This is a genomic window from SAR86 cluster bacterium, from assembly GCA_023703675.1.
In the GTDB taxonomy this organism is placed as follows: domain Bacteria; phylum Pseudomonadota; class Gammaproteobacteria; order Magnimaribacterales; family AG-339-G14; genus AG-339-G14.
In genome coordinates, this window is sequence record CP097974.1 from 14,168 (window position 1) to 32,562 (window position 18,395).

The 18,395-nt window shown below is 37.4% G+C and carries 21 protein-coding genes; 14 read left to right on the plus strand and 7 right to left on the minus strand.

The annotated features are described in order from the left end of the window. Window positions 1-25 precede the first annotated feature (25 nt). The 4 genes from coxB to M9C82_00085 are packed head-to-tail and all read left to right on the plus strand — an operon-like array spanning window position 26 to window position 4,203. Window positions 26-1,156 carry a cytochrome c oxidase subunit II gene (coxB, locus tag M9C82_00070; protein ID URQ73565.1) on the plus strand — a complete coding sequence of 377 codons (1,131 nt, stop codon included), beginning with the start codon at window positions 26-28 and terminating at the stop codon, window positions 1,154-1,156. Window positions 1,157-1,166: 10 nt separating this feature from the next. After that, entirely contained in the window at window positions 1,167-2,774 is a 1,608-nt protein-coding gene (ctaD, locus tag M9C82_00075; protein URQ73566.1) for a cytochrome c oxidase subunit I, read from the plus strand. Window positions 2,775-2,776: 2 nt separating this feature from the next. Next, window positions 2,777-3,301 carry a cytochrome c oxidase assembly protein gene (locus M9C82_00080; protein ID URQ73567.1) on the plus strand — a complete coding sequence of 175 codons (525 nt, stop codon included), beginning with the start codon at window positions 2,777-2,779 and terminating at the stop codon, window positions 3,299-3,301. Beyond that, window positions 3,301-4,203, plus strand: a complete 903-nt coding sequence (locus tag M9C82_00085) for a cytochrome c oxidase subunit 3 (protein URQ73568.1) — start codon at window positions 3,301-3,303, stop codon at window positions 4,201-4,203. Before M9C82_00080 ends, M9C82_00085 begins: the two co-directional genes overlap by 1 nt. Here the strand turns inward: M9C82_00085 and M9C82_00090 are convergent. Beyond that, a complete protein-coding gene (locus M9C82_00090) occupies window positions 4,200-4,409 on the minus strand; it encodes a DUF2909 domain-containing protein (protein ID URQ73569.1) in 210 nt (69 codons plus the stop codon). The genes M9C82_00085 and M9C82_00090 overlap by 4 nt on opposite strands. 21 nt (window positions 4,410-4,430) lie before the next feature. On the opposite strand from M9C82_00090, the gene M9C82_00095 reads away from it, so the two are divergent. From M9C82_00095 to M9C82_00125, 7 genes are all read left to right on the plus strand, one after another. Beyond that, window positions 4,431-5,126: an SURF1 family protein gene (locus M9C82_00095; GenBank protein ID URQ73570.1), complete on the plus strand. Its 696-nt coding sequence runs from the start codon at window positions 4,431-4,433 to the stop codon at window positions 5,124-5,126. Continuing rightward, the gene (locus M9C82_00100; GenBank protein ID URQ73571.1) at window positions 5,123-5,710 is read left to right on the plus strand and encodes a hypothetical protein; all 588 of its coding nucleotides are present in this window, start codon (window positions 5,123-5,125) and stop codon (window positions 5,708-5,710) included. The genes M9C82_00095 and M9C82_00100 overlap by 4 nt, the downstream gene beginning before the upstream one ends. Beyond that, on the plus strand, window positions 5,703-6,701 hold the full coding sequence (locus M9C82_00105) for a COX15/CtaA family protein (protein URQ73572.1): 999 nt from the start codon (window positions 5,703-5,705) through the stop codon (window positions 6,699-6,701). The genes M9C82_00100 and M9C82_00105 overlap by 8 nt, the downstream gene beginning before the upstream one ends. Beyond that, on the plus strand, window positions 6,688-7,575 hold the full coding sequence (gene cyoE / locus M9C82_00110; GenBank protein URQ73573.1) for a heme o synthase: 888 nt from the start codon (window positions 6,688-6,690) through the stop codon (window positions 7,573-7,575). The genes M9C82_00105 and cyoE overlap by 14 nt, the downstream gene beginning before the upstream one ends. A gap of 2 nt (window positions 7,576-7,577) precedes the next feature. Beyond that, window positions 7,578-8,228: an SCO family protein gene (locus M9C82_00115; protein ID URQ73574.1), complete on the plus strand. Its 651-nt coding sequence runs from the start codon at window positions 7,578-7,580 to the stop codon at window positions 8,226-8,228. A 103-nt stretch (window positions 8,229-8,331) separates the two neighbouring features. Next, the gene (locus tag M9C82_00120) at window positions 8,332-8,742 is read left to right on the plus strand and encodes a hypothetical protein (GenBank protein ID URQ73575.1); all 411 of its coding nucleotides are present in this window, start codon (window positions 8,332-8,334) and stop codon (window positions 8,740-8,742) included. A 9-nt stretch (window positions 8,743-8,751) separates the two neighbouring features. Further along, entirely contained in the window at window positions 8,752-9,186 is a 435-nt protein-coding gene (locus M9C82_00125; protein ID URQ73576.1) for a hypothetical protein, read from the plus strand. A gap of 84 nt (window positions 9,187-9,270) precedes the next feature. Here M9C82_00125 and M9C82_00130 read toward each other — a convergent pair whose 3' ends face one another. The 3 genes from M9C82_00130 to M9C82_00140 are packed head-to-tail and all read right to left on the minus strand — an operon-like array spanning window position 9,271 to window position 13,343. Next, entirely contained in the window at window positions 9,271-10,242 is a 972-nt protein-coding gene (locus tag M9C82_00130) for an NADPH:quinone oxidoreductase family protein (GenBank protein URQ73577.1), read from the minus strand. Window positions 10,243-10,254: 12 nt separating this feature from the next. Then, window positions 10,255-11,808: a glutamate--cysteine ligase gene (gene gshA, locus M9C82_00135; GenBank protein URQ73578.1), complete on the minus strand. Its 1,554-nt coding sequence runs from the start codon at window positions 11,806-11,808 to the stop codon at window positions 10,255-10,257. Window positions 11,809-11,819: 11 nt separating this feature from the next. Continuing rightward, window positions 11,820-13,343, minus strand: coding sequence for a phosphoenolpyruvate carboxykinase (locus tag M9C82_00140; GenBank protein ID URQ73579.1), 1,524 nt, complete (start codon window positions 13,341-13,343; stop codon window positions 11,820-11,822). 110 nt (window positions 13,344-13,453) lie between these two features. On the opposite strand from M9C82_00140, the gene M9C82_00145 reads away from it, so the two are divergent. After that, on the plus strand, window positions 13,454-14,395 hold the full coding sequence (locus M9C82_00145; GenBank protein URQ73580.1) for a dienelactone hydrolase family protein: 942 nt from the start codon (window positions 13,454-13,456) through the stop codon (window positions 14,393-14,395). Here M9C82_00145 and M9C82_00150 read toward each other — a convergent pair. Beyond that, complete coding sequence (locus M9C82_00150; GenBank protein URQ73581.1) at window positions 14,392-14,778, minus strand: DUF4345 family protein; 387 nt, start codon at window positions 14,776-14,778, stop codon at window positions 14,392-14,394. The two genes, M9C82_00145 and M9C82_00150, sit on opposite strands and share 4 nt — an antisense overlap. Before the next feature lie 63 nt (window positions 14,779-14,841). On the opposite strand from M9C82_00150, the gene M9C82_00155 reads away from it, so the two are divergent. Next, window positions 14,842-15,699 (plus strand): glutathione S-transferase family protein, encoded by an 858-nt coding sequence (locus tag M9C82_00155; GenBank protein URQ73582.1) that lies wholly within the window; start codon window positions 14,842-14,844, stop codon window positions 15,697-15,699. 98 nt (window positions 15,700-15,797) lie between these two features. Beyond that, window positions 15,798-16,607, plus strand: a complete 810-nt coding sequence (locus tag M9C82_00160; protein URQ73583.1) for a hypothetical protein — start codon at window positions 15,798-15,800, stop codon at window positions 16,605-16,607. 32 nt (window positions 16,608-16,639) lie between these two features. On the opposite strand, the gene M9C82_00165 is transcribed toward M9C82_00160, so the two are convergent. Continuing rightward, window positions 16,640-17,584 (minus strand): HupE/UreJ family protein, encoded by a 945-nt coding sequence (locus M9C82_00165; GenBank protein URQ73584.1) that lies wholly within the window; start codon window positions 17,582-17,584, stop codon window positions 16,640-16,642. Further along, window positions 17,577-18,335: a peptidylprolyl isomerase gene (locus M9C82_00170; GenBank protein URQ73585.1), complete on the minus strand. Its 759-nt coding sequence runs from the start codon at window positions 18,333-18,335 to the stop codon at window positions 17,577-17,579. The genes M9C82_00165 and M9C82_00170 overlap by 8 nt, the downstream gene beginning before the upstream one ends. Window positions 18,336-18,395: the final 60 nt, after the last annotated feature.

Genomic DNA, 18,395 nt, shown 5'->3' on the forward strand with positions numbered 1-18,395 from the left:
AAATTCAATCTATACGTTTCGAGTGATGATTATTTTTAGAACATTTCTGTTTGCTTTGCCACTTTTATCTTTACCAGCCTTAGCTGGTTGGGATGACGTGAATATGTCTCCTGGAGCTACGGCTTTGGGACAAGAAATCTTTGGTCTCCACATGACCATTTTCTGGATTTGTTTCGCTATCGGTGTTGCCGTGTTGGGAGCGATGGCTTTTATTTTATTCAAGTATAGAAAAAAAGAGGGCGTTGAAGCTGCAAAATTTGACGACAGTACTTTTTTAGAATTCACTTGGACCATTTTGTTTGCCTTGATTTTAATTGGTATGTCCATTCCGGCGACTATTACAATGATCAGAGCTTACGATGACACTGAAGGGGATATCAATATTTTGATCACAGGTCACCAGTGGAAATGGCAATACGAATACATTGAAGACGAGGTAAGCTTTTTTAGTAACTTATCCACCTCATTAGATGAAAGAAACAATCTTGCGCCCAAAGGAGAAAACTATCTTTTAGAAGTGGATGAACATTTAGTGATTCCAACTGGAGCAAGAATAAGATTTTTGATAACCGCAAATGATGTGATCCACTCTTGGTGGGTGCCAGACTTTGCGATCAAACAAGATGCAATTCCAGGATTTGTAAACACTGGATGGACCCAGGTTAATGAGCCTGGAATTTTCAGAGGACAATGTACCGAGCTTTGTGGTCAATACCACGGATACATGCCAATCGTTGTGGAGGCAGTCTCACCCGATCAGTACAAAAAATTCATTATGCAGAAGAAAGAAGCCAAGCTTCAACAAGCCGCGTTGACTGAAAAACTTTGGACCGCTGAAGAGCTAATGGCAATGGGAGAGGGAATTTATCAAAAGAATTGCGTTGCTTGTCATCAAGTTAATGGGGAAGGGTTAGCGCCCGTGTTTCCTGCTTTGGCTGGAAGTGACATTGTCATGAATGACAAAGCAAGACAAATAGAAATTTTAATGGAAGGAGTTCAAGGCGCTGCTATGCAGTCATACGCTGAGCAGTTAACCGAAGTAGAAATTGCTGCGGTCATTACTTACACCAGAAAATCCTGGAACAACGATCCTACAGGTAATGCTGAAATCGTAGCTCCTAAAGAAATACTAGATTACAAAACTAATAAATTATAGAGGAAATAAAATGAGTGCAGTCATAGAGTCACATCACGACGACCATCACCACGGACCAGCAAAAGGGTTCTCTCGATGGTTATACACTACAAACCATAAGGATATCGGTTCGCTGTATCTTTGGTTTAGTTTCATTATGCTTTTCGTTGGTGGAGCCATGGCAATGGTCATCAGAGCTGAGCTTTTTGAGCCTGGCAGTCAGATCGTGTCGCCAGAATTCTACAACCAGATGGTTACGAATCACGGACTTATTATGGTCTTCGGAGTGATTATGCCGGCTTTTGTTGGTTTGGCAAATTGGATGATTCCTATGCAAATTGGTGCTCCAGACATGGCACTTCCTAGACTTAATAATTTAAGCTTTTGGATTTTACCAGCTGCTTTTGGGGTCTTACTCTCAACTTTTTTAATGGAAGGCGGTGCACCTAATTTTGGTTGGACTTTTTATGCGCCTTTATCAACTGAATATGCGCCACCAACTGTAACTTTCTTTATTTTTTCGGTTCATATCATGGGAGCTTCTTCCATTATGGGATCGATAAACATCATTACTACTATTCTTAACATGAGAGCTCCTGGCATGACGTTGATGAAAATGCCACTTTTTGTTTGGTCTTGGTTAATTACTGCCTACTTGTTGATTGCAGTTATGCCAGTTTTAGCTGGAGCGGTGACAATGATGTTAATGGACATACATTTTGGTACAAGTTTTTTTAGTGCTGCCGGCGGAGGAGACCCAGTCTTATTCCAGCACGTCTTTTGGTTTTTTGGACACCCTGAGGTTTACATAATGATTTTGCCTGCCTTCGGTATTGTCTCTCACATCATTGAAACCTTTTCAAGAAAACCAATTTTTGGTTATTCGTCAATGGTTTATGCAATTGCTTCAATCGCACTTTTATCATTCGTTGTATGGGCACACCACATGTTCACCGTGGGAATGCCTATAGCTGGAGAACTTTTCTTTATGTATTCGACCATGTTGATTGCAATTCCAACAGGAGTGAAAGTTTTCAATTGGCTCTCAACCATGTTTAGAGGATCTTTAACCTTTGAAACACCAATGTTGTTTGCGATTGCTTTCGTAGCTTTGTTCACAATCGGAGGCTTATCAGGATTAATGCTTGCCATCGCTCCAGCCGATTTCCAATATCACGATACTTATTTTGTCGTCGCACACTTTCATTACGTTCTTGTACCTGGAGCTCTTTTCTCCATAGTAGCAGCGGTTTATTATTGGCTGCCAAAATGGACTGGCTATATGTACGACGAAGTATTAGGAAAGACTCACTTTTGGCTGTCGTTTATTTCTGTGAATTTAACTTTCTTTCCAATGCATTTCGTTGGACTCGCAGGAATGCCAAGAAGAATTCCAGATTACGCCATGCAATTTGCTGATTACAACATGATTGTGAGCGTTGGAGCTTTTCTTTTCGGACTCTCGCAATTACTGTTCTTATTCAACGTTTTGAAATGTGTTTATTACGGCAAGTCAGCGACTGCTGAAGTTTGGGAAGGCGCTAAAGGCAAAGGCTTAGAGTGGACCGTTGATTCCCCCGCGCCGTACCACACGTTTGAAACGTCGCCTGATCTAACTAAGCCACAAACCAATTTATAACTATGAGCCAAACCAAGAATGTATTTCGCTTGCTGCTAATTACATTTGGAATGTTTGGCTTTGGTTTTGCGCTAGTTCCGCTTTACGACATTTTCTGTGACATTACTGGGTTAAATGGAAAAGTCACAGGTCCAACCTATACATCCTATAATGAAGAGTTGGACACAAGAAGCATGAAGGTTACTTTCGTAACTCTTAATAACAAAAATATGCCTTGGAGTTTTAAATCAGATTCCCCACAGATGACAATAGAAACGGGTAAAGATTACTTAATGAATTTTACTTTCACAAATACAACTGCTGAACCAATGGTCGCTCAAGCAATTCCAAGTGTGTCGCCTGGAAGGGGGGCTAAATATTTTCATAAGACAGAGTGTTTTTGTTTCGAGCAACAGTATTTGGCTGCGGGCGAATCGATTACAATTCCAGTGAAGTTTATAATTGATCCAGAAATTCCAAGAGATATTTCCACGTTGGCTTTGGGGTATACTCTATTCGACGTTACCGAACAATTCGCTTACAAATAATGAGTTCTGAATCTTCTTATTACGTTCCGGCCAGTAGCAAGCTGCCAATATTTATGGCTTTATCGCTTTTACTTTTTGTTTATGGCGCTGGCTACACCATTAATGATCTCGGCAAAGAAGATTCTTATTCGCATTGGATTTTAATTTCAAGTTTTCTGCTGATGTGGGGAACTATGTTTTTTTGGTTTTCTGAAGTAATAAAAGAAAACGATGCTGGGATGTATAGCGACCAACTCAACACATCTTTTGTGCATGGTATGTCTTGGTTTATCTTTTCTGAGGTTATGTTTTTCTTTGCTTTTTTCTTAGCCCTCGGTTATGTAAGAATTTTTGCCGTGCCATGGTTGGGCGGTGAAGGTGAGAAAGGAATCACCAATATATTATGGCCTGGCTTTGAAGCCTCTTGGCCATTAATGGAGACACCTGATAATGAACGATTCCCCGGAGCTCATCACAACATGTCGATTCCTCCAATAACACAGATTCATACCTGGCTTCCTTTCTGGAACACGCTTTGCTTGGTCACCTCAAGTGGCACGATTGCTCTAGCCGAAGCTGCCTTAAAAAAAGGTAACCGTAAATCTTTCAAAGCTTGGATGGTCGCAACCATATCTTTGGGTTACATTTTTGTGGTCCTTCAAAGCGTTGAATATTACGAAGCTTATGCTCACATGGGTCTAACTTTAGGGGCTGGAATTTATGGAACTACTTTCTTCCTAATGACAGGATTTCACGGATTTCATGTTTGTTTGGGAGCGATTATTTTGACAATAATGACTATTAGAGGATTCCAAGGAGCTTTTAGCGAACACGATCATTTTGGATTGGCTGCAGGATCTTGGTACTGGCACTTCGTAGATGTGGTTTGGATTCTGTTGGTTTTAGTTGTTTATATTTTTTAACCCCAAGGAGCACCAACTTCTAAATTCCCGGTAGATATTCCGACGGCAATCGTGGCCAATAAAAGAAGTGCAATGGTTACTCTAACTCTTAAAGTGTAAAAAGCTCTTGATGTTGAACCTTTATCTTTTACTAAAAAAAACGCACTTGAAAAGAGACTTATCAACATAGCGGCAGCAAGGACAGCGATTATTATTTTGAATATCATGTTAGGTAGTATAGTTTAAAAATGAAGAAAGTAAGATGGGCTGCTTTAATAACTTTCTTTGCTTTGTTTGTGCTTACATTATCGCTTGGGGCATGGCAAATAAATAGGGGATATGAAAAAAAGGAATTAGAAAATACTTATTCCATGCAGCAATCCTACCCGATAGAGGAAATAACTTATAATCTCGATTCTGAAAATTATTTGTATAGAAATGTTTCTATAAAAGGGATCTTTTTGAAAGAGCTTTTTTACTTAGATAACAAAATACATGATGGAAAACCCGGAGTAAGTGTTTTAAGCCCTTTTCGATTGGAAAACGGTAAAACAATAATGATCTCTAGAGGCTGGGTAGAAATGAACGATAGACAAAATTTTGAAAAAATAAATACACCGCCTGAATCTTTGAGTTTGGTTGGAACATTAAGACCAGTTTCGAAAGGCCTGACGCTCAGTAACGAAACCTCTCAAAAACTTGGAGAAAATTTTTATCTACTTCAAACCCTTGCTCTGCCTGAAATAGAAAAATTAATTAATCAAGATCTTAATTCTAATGTTCTGGAACTTTCGGAATTATCTCCGGCAAGCTTCACTTCTATTTGGCAGCCCATCAATCTCTCTTCTTATAGACACTTTGGGTATGCATTTCAATGGTTTGGGCTAGCAATAGTAATTTTAGTTGGAGTTTCACTTTACGTTTTGAGAGGCAGAAACAAATGAGTCAAAATCGAGGTTTCTACATTGCTTTAACCATCTTCTTAATACCTATCTTAGTAATTACTCTAAGTACCGCCTGGTATTACTTAGGCTTTGGACCTAAGACAAAAGTAAATTATGGCGATCTTTTAGAGCCAACCTTATATCTAGGTGAATTGGACCTTGAGTTGGACTACCAATACCTTGACATCGACAGTATGGAAAGAAAATGGATGCTTATTACTTTCATCAAAGATAAATGCGACGAAGCTTGTTTGGAAACGATTTACATTGCTAGACAAGTGAATGTGTTGTTAGCTCGTGAGCAAGGTAGATTCAAAAGATATGTTGCTTCACCAGAAAATGAACTTAATCTGCTTAAATCTAGCTTGTCCTCGAACTATGAGAATTTGAATTTTATAACCATTAACAATTTAAATTTATTGGAAGAAAAGTTTGGAGAATCAAAAATTAATTTGTTCGAAGCGCCTAATCTTTTTGTCGCCGATCCACTTGGAAATGTCATTCTTCATTATTCTGGAGATATCGATGGAAAAAAACTTTTAGCGGATTTAAAAAAATTATTGAAGGCATCAAAAATTGGTTAATTTAAAAAGAATAAAAGTAATCGCTTTTCTTGGAGTATTTTTAGCTTTTGGGGTGGTAAGTCTTGGTGCTTGGACCAGGTTAGTGGACGCTGGTCTGGGTTGCCCCGATTGGCCTGGCTGTTATGGTTTTGTTATTTTTCCAATGTCAGAAGCCGAGATTGCTCAAGCCAACGAGCTTTATCCAGAACGCCAATTTGAACTTGAAAAGGCAGTTCCCGAAGTTGTGCATCGATACTTTGCAGGATTTTTAGGATTACTGATTATTGGCTTGTTTGGTTTATCTCTTTATTTGAAACCTTTTAATTCTTTGGTAACTAAGTTGACCGGATCTCTAGTTCTGCTCGTCCTGGCACAATCAACTTTTGGATACTTGACCGTTAGTCTTAAGCTTTGGCCGCAAGTTGTGACTATGCACCTCTTGGGTGGCTTCGCCACTACAACCTTATTGTTTTTAACCTATATGAAATTAAAAGATCTAGATTCAGGGTCGAGTAATTCTTTAATGATCAGTAAAAGGTCTTCAAATCTTTTAAATTTTGCTTTTCCTGTTTTGATAGCCCAAATAATCCTAGGAGTCTGGTTGAGTTCGAATTACGCAGCTTTTGCTTGTCCTGATTTCCCTTTATGTCAGGGGCAAATCTTGCCCGATACCAACTTCCAAATGGGCTTTAATTTTATGCAAAGCATTGGTCCAGATTACTTGGGTGGAAAATTGGATCACCAATCTCGAACTGCTATACATTTGGTGCATCGATTGGGCGCGTTACTCATAACCTTTTATTTCATTGCTTTGATTGCGTCTTTTTACAGCGATAAACTGAAGAAATATTCTGGAATTTTGAGTTTTTTCTTATTCCTACAACTTCTACTTGGAGTGTCTAATATAATTTATCGACTTCCTTTATACGTTGCGATAGCTCATAATTTAGGAGCTTTGTTTTTATTATTAGCAATTTCATACTTTAGACTCAAAACTAGTGTCAACCGATAGCCTTAATTATCCAAAATCAAACATCAATGCTTATTTAGAATTGACTAAACCAAGCATTATTTACCTTTTGGTGCTCACTGCTGCTACTTCAATGTTTTTGGCTGGTTCTTTTTCTACTAATTTGAGCCAAGCACTCACTGGGATTTTAGGAATTGGCATGATAGCTGCCTCTAGTGCGGCAATTAACCAAATTTTAGACGTATCGATAGATAGCAAAATGAAAAGAACCGGCAACAGGCCTTTAGTTCGAAATTTGATATCGGTTAAAAATGCTGCAGTCTTTGCTTTTATGTTGTTTGCTGCGGGCTCTTTCACTTTGTTGTTCTTCAACAATGTTCTTGCCTGGTCATTGACAACTTTAACTTGGATTTTTTACGCTTTTTTTTACACAAAGATTTTAAAATTTACTGGCACCCAAAATATTGTCATCGGTGGTTTGGCAGGAGCGATGCCGCCCTTGCTTGGCTGGGTAGCGGTCATGGGGTCTATTGATATTCTTCCACTTCTTTTAGTAATGATAATTTTTGTTTGGACACCACCACATTTTTGGGCTTTGGCCATTGATAGAAAGTCAGATTATGAGGAAGCTGGAATACCAATGATGCCGGTCGTCAGAGGAATCGAATACACTAAAATTCAAATCGTACTTTACTCGTTTTTGCTGCTAGCGGTCTCTTGGCTTCCGTTCGCGACGGGATATTTAGGAACCTTTTATTTAATTGTTTCATCGTCTTTAGGCGCAGTTTTCATCTACTTCGCATTTGCTTTAAATTTTGACAAAGAAAATAAAAAAGCCATTCCATTTTTCTTTTATTCAATTTTGTATTTAACGGTATTGTTTATTTCGATGCCTTTGGATAGGATTCTTTTTTAATAATGAGTCAGTCGAATAATATTAAATACACAGTCATTTCCTGTTTAGCCATTATCTCAATGGTAATTGGCTTGTTTGTTTATGACACAGTCACTGAAAAAGAATTGACCGCAGATCAGTATAAGTTATTAAAATTTTATAAGTTAAATACGGAAAGACAGTTGAGCGATTTTGCGTTGGCTACTGGACCTAACGAATTCACCAATAAAAATCTAGAAGGGAAGTGGAGCTTAATTTTTATGGGTTTTGCTTCTTGCCCCGACATGTGCCCCATGACAATGAAACAAATGGCTAAAGCTTCGGAGTTTCTAGAATTAGAAATGCCTGACGCAAAAGAAAAAATTTCTTTCACAATTGTTTCAGTTGATCCTGATCGAGACACTCCAGAAGCTATATTGGAATATGCTCAAGCTTTTGATCCAAACTTTATTGGTGTTTCAGGCGCGATTGATCAAATATACACACTGGCTACTAATTTAACTCTACCATTCGTACCGGTGCTTAATTCGGAATCAATCGACTACGACATGGATCACAGCATGAATCTTGCATTAATCAGTCCTGAAGGTAAGTATTTTGGGTTTTTCAAAAGCCCACACAATCCAGAAAATATAGCCAAAGCTTTAAAAAGTCTCATAACGTTCGCCAAATAGTCACCTAATTTTTGTTGAAATTCTGCTCTTAGAAGATATATTAACTCTAATAGTTGAGATTAATTCTCAACATAATTTTTATTCATATATTAGGAGAGATGTTATGAATTTAGAAAATATCGTTATGGCTTTCCAAGCTGGCAGAATGGTAGATGGATTGGCATTTATTGGGTCAATCCTCGCTATTTGGTTAGCTTTGAGAATAGCTAATATGACTGGAGAAAATCCAGATTCAAATATAGTTGCTAAAATTGTTTCAACAGGTTTTGGGGCTTGTGTAGTATTAGGAAGTTGGCAAGCATATACATTTGCGCAAAATACTTTTATTAACGCTGCTGCAAGAATAGAGATGTTCGGTGTGGATAACACTCCTGCTCCAGAAAGAACTCAAGGTTTTCTTGATTTCGTCGGAACAACTGAAGTCGCTGCAACGCCTACACCTTTGGGAATAGCTTTTTTAGCTATTGTATCGTTAATGATTGTCACCTTAATCTGGGTGCCAAGAAATAACTAGGAGCGAAAGATGGAAACTTCACAAATAGCTTTATTAAACGAGACCTACATTGCAGTCTTGCAAATGAATGGACTCTTTTTTATTGGAAATATTATTTTGCTTTGGATGATGTTTAGGGGAGTTACAAACGCAAACCTTTATGGAGCGAATACTTTTGGAAAAGTTTTGCACTCTATAATTTCTTTGTGCGTTGTAGCTTTTAATGCAAATACTTATGGAATGATCACTTCAACTGTTAATAACTGGGCTTATGCTGCTTCTGAAACTGGAGAAGAGCTTACCGGTGGAATGCAACAGTTTGTTGATGGAATGGGAGCAACTGGTTACATAGGTGCTTCTTTAATTCCTTCCGATCCGTTGGGAATTATATTTTACGTTGCAATTCTTGTAGGTTTATTAGGCGGTATGTGGATGGCGCCAGGACCTAAGGAAGAAACAGCTTAAAAAAAGTAAACTAAAAAAAAGGAGGCTTAAGCCTCCTTTTTTTTATTAAACTCTCTCACTCTTCTTTTTCAATTCTCACTAGTTTCAAATTTCTATAACTACTTTTCCTGTAGCGGTTCTATTTTCAAGCGACTCGATGGCTTCGACAGCCTCGTCTAAAGAATAACTTTTGGTGATTTCAGGTTTTATCTTGCCTTCTGCATGTAAGGCAAAAAGCTCTTCAAAATTCTTAGTATTTTCTTCAGGCTCTCTGCCGGTAAAGCTTCCCCAAAAAACACCAACGATAGAACACCCTTTAAGAAGTGCAAGATTTGTCGGAACTTTCGGAATTCCGGCTGGAAAACCAATCACTAAAACTCTTCCTCCCCAATTTACACATCGCATGCATTGTAAAAAGATATCTCCTCCTACAGCATCGTAAATAACGTCTGCTCCCAGTCCCTCAGTAAGAGCTTTTACTTTTTCTTTTAATTCACCATCGCCGTAGTTCACAACTTCATCAGCTCCTAATCTTTTTGCAATGTCTAATTTTTCTTGATTGCTTGCAGCAGCTATAACTCTTGCGCCCATTGCCTTGCCAATTTCTATTGCCGTTGTTCCAACTCCTCCTCCAGCGCCAGTTACTAAGAGTGTCTCACCTTCTTTTAATTGACCTCTTTGTTTTAATGCATAGTAAGTTGTTCCATAATTAAGTGGGAAAGCTGCTCCATCTTTAAAATCCATGGTTTCAGGCAATTTCATTAAAGTTCCAGCGAAAGCAGAAACTTTTTCCGCTATTCCACCATTTCCTATCATTGCAATGACTCTGTCACCAACTTTCCAATCGGCTACTCCATCACCAACGTCTGAAATCATTCCAGCAACTTCTCCTCCTGGAGAAAAAGGAAAAGGGGGTTGAAATTGATATTTACCTTGAATAATCAAAACATCAGGAAAGCTCACTCCGGCTGCTTTTACATCAATGATAACCATTCCAGGCTCTGCTCTTGGATCTTCTATTTCTTCAACTTTATGAGAGTTAACGGGTCCAAACTCTCTACACACAAATGCTTTCATAACTCTCCTTGATTAATTTAATGCATTTAAATAGTTTTTTAAAAAATCTGCAAATGGAATTTCTTCTTCTTGCTCTATTTGATTAAATTTTTCTATAGAGCTTTTTGCTTCTTCATCTAGATAAGCAAGCTCATTATGAAGTTTTGAAAAATAGTTTTTATGCTGTTCAAAAAGCTCCATATTAAATTCAGTCCACGTGCTGTTATTTTCTTTGATAGATTTTAAAATCTTTCCTGAGGGAGTGAGGCTAGAATCTTTCAATTTAGCCTTTTGAAGGTCGAGAGTATTTTGCAACTTTAATTTCAACTCACTGGGATCTTCAGAAAGAGCGTCTATAAATTTTTCCATTTTAATAAAAACATTCTCTGCTGCTAAGCCAATAGGAATTGCCTTTCCATTTTGAATAATTTTTAAATCTGGATTTCTTCCGTCTTTGACTACATTTTGCCAATTGGTTTGAATCTCGATGACTTCGTCTTTTTCAGTAACTTTATTTTCGTCGATAAAACAAATCATTAGATACATTTCTAAGAAATGGCTCGTCTCATGAGAAAGACTTAAAGGTTCAAAAGGGTCATTGTCCATACACCTCACTTCGACGTATTCAATGCCTTTTTCTTTTAATACATTAATTGGTCTTTCTCCAGAGCCAATCACACGTTTTGGTCTGATGGAGCTGTAGTACTCGTTTTCAATTTGAATGATGGAGTCATTGATTTGAATAAAATCGCCATCTTTTTTAGTTCCTATTTCTGCATACCTTGGAAATTTTTTAGTAAGCGCAAACATTAAATTTTCTACATACTCGTCTAAATTATTGTAGGCAATGTAAAGATTGTCTTGAGCATTAGACATATATCCAAGTTCACTCATTCTAAGACAGGTTGCAAATTCTAAAAAACAATCTTCATCGTTTAGATCTTTTAGAAAATTCTCTCTTCCAGAGATAAACGATTTGGGAACAATTGGACTGGCACCAAAGAGGTATAACAACAGCCAAGCATTTCTTCTAAAATTTCTTACCAAACTCAAATAGGATTCATTTTTGAATTCTTGAAGTGATAAATTTTCTGGCTTTAACTTCGAAAAAAAATCATCATTCAAAGAGAAGTTGTAATGAATTCCAGACACGCATTGCATCATGCTTCCATATCTTTCACTGAGACCTTTTCTGTACAGGTTTTTTAATCTTCCGGAATTATTAGATCCGTACTCGGCGATCCTGATGTTTTTTTCATCACTGATTGTACAGGGTACGCTACTTGGCCAAATAGTGTCTTCACAATTCAAATAAACAAAATTAAGTATTTCTTCCAACTGTTTGAGTGAAGAATTTATTGTACTTTTTTTGTTAGTAATTAATTCAAGTAGCGCTTCAGAAAAATCAGTGGTAATGAATTGATTGGTTAGAGTTGATCCCAAAGAAGCAGGATGATCAGTAGTGGAAATTGTTTTATTTGAAACTCTAAGCGATTCTTTTTCAATACCTCTAAATGAATGCTTTGAAAAATCTTCAAGGTTTAAGTCTTTTAATAAGTCTAATGTCTCGTCAAAAGATTCAGACATAATTTAGGAGTTTATAAAATTGGACCAGAATTTCTTATCTCTTCTGAAACTTCAAATTTTGAAATGTTTTCGTTGAACTTAGTTGCCAACTCCTCAGCAGCTTGATTGTACTGATCTGAATTTGACCATGTTTTTTGTGGATTTAATAGATTGGTTTCAACTCCGGGTAATTCAGTAGGAATCTCGACATTCATGATGTCGAGTTTATCTCTTGAGCTGTTTTCAATATCACCAGATTGAATAGCTTTTATAATGCTTCGAGTGGTAGGAATTTTAAATCTGGAGCCAGTTCCGTATGAACCACCAGTCCAACCAGAGTTCACAATGTAAACTTTGCTTCCAAAACCTTCAATTCTTTTCATTAGGAGGTCTGCATAGACCTGAGCTTTTCTTGGAAAGAAAGGAGCGCCGTAGCAATTTGAAAAAGTTGAATCAATCGCTGAAGTAGAGCCTAATTCAGTAGAGCCGACTTTTGCGGTGTAGCCACTTAGGAAATGATATGCGGCTTGTTCTTTCGAGAGAATTGAAACTGGCGGCATTACTCCAGTCAAATCACAAGTTAGGAAAATAATTGCATTCGGCTCTCCGCCATAATTCTTTTCTAGATGCTGGTCTACATGACTTAAAGGATAGACACATCTTCCGTTTTCGGTGAGAGACGTATCTGTGTAATCTACTTGAAGTGAAGTGGGGTTAAAAACAACATTTTCGATAATAGAACCGTGCTTAATAGCGTTCCAAATAACGGGTTCATTCTTTTCTGAAAGATCAATCGTTTTCGCATAACAACCGCCCTCAATATTGAAAACAATGCCATCTCCCCAACCATGCTCATCGTCTCCTATTAACCATCGATCTGGATCTGCAGAGAGAGTTGTTTTCCCTGTCCCGGACAAACCAAAGAATAAAGAAACATCACCATCCTTACCGGCATTAGCAGCACAGTGCATCGATAAAACGTCTTCTTCAGGCATTATAAAATTCATTATTCCAAACATAGATTTTTTCATTTCCCCAGCGTAGGCAATACCTAAAATTAATATTTGATGAGTGGTGAAATTTACCATCACCGTTCCATCGGAATTTGTGCCGTGTCTTTTGGGGTCGCATGTAAATCCTGGAGCACATCTTAATTGCCAAGGAGTTTTATTCTTAGGATTGAAAGATGGTGGTCTAATGAAAAGACTTTGACAAAACATGTTGTGCCAAGCCAATTCATTTTCGACTCTCACCGGTTGATAATGTTCTTCACTAGCTCCAACATGCAGGTCTGCTGTATAAACTGTTTTGTTTTTTAAATATTCTTCAGACTCGTCCCAAAGTTTTTCAAAAGTTTCCCTTTCGGTAGGCTGGTTGTTTTCCCCCCAATCGACTACGTGTTGCGTTTTTTCATCATTTACCAGAAACCTGTCAGCGGGACTTCTACCTGTTCTCTTGCCAGTAGTAACAACTAAAGCACCGTTATCAACAATGGTGCCTTCGCCGTTTTTAATAGCGATGTCTAGCAGAGAGTCTAGAGGTAAATTATGATTCATATTTCTCCCTTAAATCAAAATCGGGCCGATCTCAAAGGTCATTTATTATGCCAAATTTAGATGTCATATCATACTCATAAATTGTAATATTTAAATCTCGGGAGTAATTTATGAATGAAGATATAACTTTTAAAAAAGGAGAGTTTGGTTACGTAGAATATAAGTCATCGAACCCTTTTGAATTTCACCAAATCATAAACGATTTTGACAAGGCGCCCATTCAAGATCTTCAAGGGTGGTTATTATTTCCGGAAAAGTTTAGCGGCAAATTGTCTTGTATGGTATGTGTCCACCACAGTGGCGGCTGGGGCGGCGCTCAACATGAGTTTATGGTGCAATTATTGGAAGCTGGATATGCCGTTTTTAAAGTCGATAGTTTTGACGCTAGAGGAGTAACAAATACCGCTGAAGATCAAATTTCCGTTACCTACGCGATGTTGATGGCTGATGCTTACGAGGCTTTGAAATTTTTATCAAAACATCCGGACATTGATAATAAGAAAATTGGTATTACTGGTTGGAGTCTGGGTGGCACTTCTTCGCTTTATGCAGCTTGGCTGCCGCTTGCAGAGAAATTAGCTCCCAACGGCGAAAGATTTGCTTCGCATCTGAGTTATTACCCACTAGCAATGTATTGGCCCGAGGATATGCGTTGGTCAAAAGCACCCATGCTAAATCTTTTAGGCGGCAAGGATGATTACACTCCGTTTTCACTGACCCAAAGATTAACTAAAGGAATATCTGACAGTGGAGGAAATTGTGAAGACATTCTTTACGAAGAAGGTTTGCATGGATTTGACGCAGTCCAACCAAAGACTTATTGGCCGGATTCTATAGCTCCCAATACAGAAAAATTTGCCAGAATAGATCTCAAGGGAGATATTTCTTTTGAAACGGATGATGGAGAAATATTGGCCGGAAATACGGTAGAAGATCGAATTAAACTTTTTGAAAAAGTCGCTAAGTTGGGTACCTGGACTGGAGGTAATTGGGAAATACGTAGAAGAGCAAAAAAAGATGCTTTTAAATTTATTTCAAAGATATTCGATTAAAAAATGAATTCTCTTCGGGTATATCGCCAATAAGCAATAGCAAAGACGATAAATTCATTTATAAAAATTGCCGCTGAAGTTCCATCAAAACTGGCATCTAATCCAAAACTTAAAAGTCTGCCAATTAAAAAACTACCCATTAGAACAGTAAAAGTTAAATAAACCTTTTTTTGAAGGGTTGGTCTCATTAGACTTATAAAAGACATAAGGCCAAGAATCGTAAAAAAAGCGTAAAGAGCCCGGGTTTCGTTGAGATAAAGATTTGATTCCGAATAAGCTGTTACCCCAAGCATTCCGGCGATAATATCAGGAAAAAAAAGACCCAATACCCCAAATCCAAACCATTCAAGGCCGAAAAGTGTGAGAAAAATTTTATCCAACATAAGTTCAGTAAAATTTTAATATATCATTAAATATATATTTGTTTGTAAACTATTAAAATCAAAATGCCAGAACTCAAGTTGTATCACGCTCATTGGTCATTATGTAGCCAAATGGTAAGAGTGGCCCTCTATGAAAAGGGTCTAAGTTTTAAAAGCGAACGCATAAAATTATGTGACCATAGCGATGAAGCCGGAAATCTGACCAATGACTTTTTAAAAAATGTGAACCCCACTGGAGTTGTTCCAGTTTTAAAGTGGGACGAAGAAATCATTCGAGACAGCGCATACATTATCGAAAGAATTGATGAATTAAATGGAACCAACGATATTAATCTTTGGCCAAAAGATCCGGAAAAAAGAAAGGAATTAAAAAACTGGGTGCAAGATACCACTGTCACTGAAGGTGTGGCGTTGGGGAAAAGTTTGGGAACTATAATTCCTTTATTTTCCTTTGGATTGATCGAGGATTTAATTAAAAATTTAAAATTTAGTTCGATATTAAGAATTTTAATTAAGCATCCCCGACGCGAGCGTAAGAGCGCATTTATAATGATGTATTTTTCTTCGCTTAAAAAAAGGATTGGGCCAATGGTTTATAAGGGATTCTCTAAAGAAATAGTGAATTTAGAAAAAAATCTCAGTCCAGATAGTTTTTTGTTAGGAGAGTTTAGTCACGCAGATATCAATTTAATGAGTTGTTTTCATAGATTAGAAGAAATGAAGTTAGGTCAAATTCTTCAGATGCCAGAATTACCGAAAGTTTCAGATTACTGGCAAAAACTAAAGTCCAGAGAAAGTTATCAAAAAGGAATTTTAGATTATCCGGATCATGAAGAAATGCTAAATAAAATTTTCCAGAATGGACCCAATCCGCATCTAGAGCCTTTGAAGGAAAAAATTAGATCATTAATAAATCTTTAAATTTTTCTTAGATTTCACTATTCTTGCGTCGACTAACTTGATCGCAATCTTTTTTGGAGAGATACTAAATATTCATTAAATTTTAACGGAGAGTAAAAATGAAAAATAAGTTATACATACTAACTTTGATCGCAACTCTAGCCATTTTTTCTGCATGCAGTTCTGAACCAGAAATGACCTACGCAGATCTTGGATCCGAAGAATATCCCCAGAAATTTTATATGGAATATGTTCCATGCACCTACGGCGAAAATTGGTCAGTAGAAAATTTTAACAGCGATATGCTTCCCGAGTGGCAAGACTTGTTGGTTGAAACTAATTCAACTTTAGTGGCGGCTTACGGAATTACCTTTGAAGGGGAAAAACCCGAAGATGCTCCTGGAGATGGTTTTTGGCAATTGGTTTGGAATTCAAAAGCCGATGCTGAAGCTGGTTGGGAAACCTGGGAAAGTTATGACAAAACAGCCGAGTGGGCAGATTCTAACGCAGACATCTTAGCTTGTGGTTCGAAAGCAGATACTTTCTCTTTTGATGCTTATGTCAGAAGAGATGGAAATTCTTTAGGAACTTTTGATCCTACTGCCTTTTCTTCAGACTACCAACAATGCCTTTACAATGAAGGCCAAGGTGCAGAAGAGCTAATTGCTGTGATTGATCAATTTGAAGAATGGATAGAAGCTAGCGATAGTTCTATTTATGCTCCATACGGTTACGTTGTATTAGCGCCGGATTACGAGGACGAGGAAGTCGACTTATTCTGGGGTAATTTTAATCAAAACGCTGAATTAAGAGAGGCTGGAAACTCTTATTTTGCTGAGACTGGATCCGATATACAAGAAGCTTTCAATGAAGTGTTATCTTGCGAAGAGCCAGTGGATTACAATTCTGGAATAATTCCTTTAACGTAAAAAAATTTAAAAGGCTGCTTCGGCAGCCTTTTTTAAAAGATTCCCAAAACTCTCTCGATTAACCAAAAACTGCCCATTCCTCCAATCGCATAAGAAGAAAGTTTAGTAACAGAAAAATTAAACTTTATTTTTTGGAGTAGCCAAATTGAAATTAAAAATAAAGGAATCATAATTAATTGGCCAATTTCGATTCCAACATTAAAAAATAATAAAGAGAGCAACAATTGCTCATTCGCGATTCCTATTTCACTTAGTGCGCCTGCAAATCCAAATCCATGCAGCAAGCCAAATCCAAAAGCCATGAGCCAAGGAGTGCTTTTATTATTTTTCTCATCCTTTATTTCCAAAGCTAGATAAATAATGGTTAGCGCAATTAATGCTTCAATTGTTGCCGACGGTAAACTCACTATTTCCAACACAGATAGCCCTAATGTAATGCTGTGGGCCAAGGTGAAAGCAGTGATCGTCTTTATTAAATTCTGCCAACCAAAAACAATAAACAACAAACCAAAAACAAATAACAAATGATCCGGCCCGCCAATTAAATGTTCCACGCCAAGCATAAAATATCCCGTTGGAAAGACTTGTAACTCTTGTGGGATAGTCAACTTTGAATCTTTAACACTTACGAGTCCTTCATATCTGTCGCCGTCTAAAAATTTTATCGTTACTAAAGCGTCGTTCAGAATCGAAAGACCTTTGATAAAAATATCTTTTCCCTTGATGGAATCGCTGCATTGCAGAGAGATTTTTTCAGACAAGTATTTGCTTTCCTGAAAAGTCTCAAGAGAGTTGGATTGACAGTCTTTAGGTAGAGTTAGATTGACTGGCCCTAGATTTCTGATTGGGTACATCCAAGTGACTTCATATTCAAAGTCCTCATCTTCTTCGATAATGAGATGCGCTGGACTAAATTCGTGTGAAAACACTGGAGAAACCAGCACAATACAGATCAAACCCAAGAGCACTTTATTCATTGTAAGTTTCTTGCAAACCGCGACTAATCACTACTTCATAATTTTCTTTTAGCTCTTGAATGTATTCTGATAGAGCTGAATCTTTTTTTTGTAAATTAAGATCGACTATTACTCTGGGTTTAATCTCTTCAAGTTTTGGCAGGCGCGCATCTCTAATACTGATTATTTTGATTAAATGACTTCCATAGGTTGACTTTATTGGCTTTGACCAAACATTTTGTTCAATAGTTTCAAAAGTCATTGAAAAATCTTTACCGAAATCTTTCCTCAATTCAATTGCACTCTTATTGGTGAAATTTTTTCCAAGAAAAAAAACATCGCCCTTTAAGTTTTCTGTTGTTTTAATTTCATCAAAGGCAATCTTAGCTCGCTGAGCTCCGTCGTTATCCTTTGCAAAGAAGATGTGAGTAAAATCGTACTGCTTTGGAATTAAATATTTTTCTTTATTTTGGACGTAAAAATCTTGAAGCTCCTCATCTGTTATTTTTTCCCCCCTAGATTCTTGCTTTAGAAACATTAGCTTTTGCGCAAGTCGTCGCTTGATGATTTGATCGTTGGCGTCAAGGCCTAATCTTAAGGCTTCGCGATAGAGAATCTCTTCTTCAATAAGGTTGTCTATGACAGCCTTCGCTTCCTTAGGATTGGGGTTTCTTCCGACTTGAAGCGCCCAGGAGTTCATCAGGCTATAGACCTCTTCTTCTGAAATAAAAATCAATTTCTCATCTTTTAAGGTGGAATATATAAGATCCAAGCCCAAGATGACCGCTCCTATTAAAAGAAAAATAAAAATTTTTCGAAACATTGCTCTTTA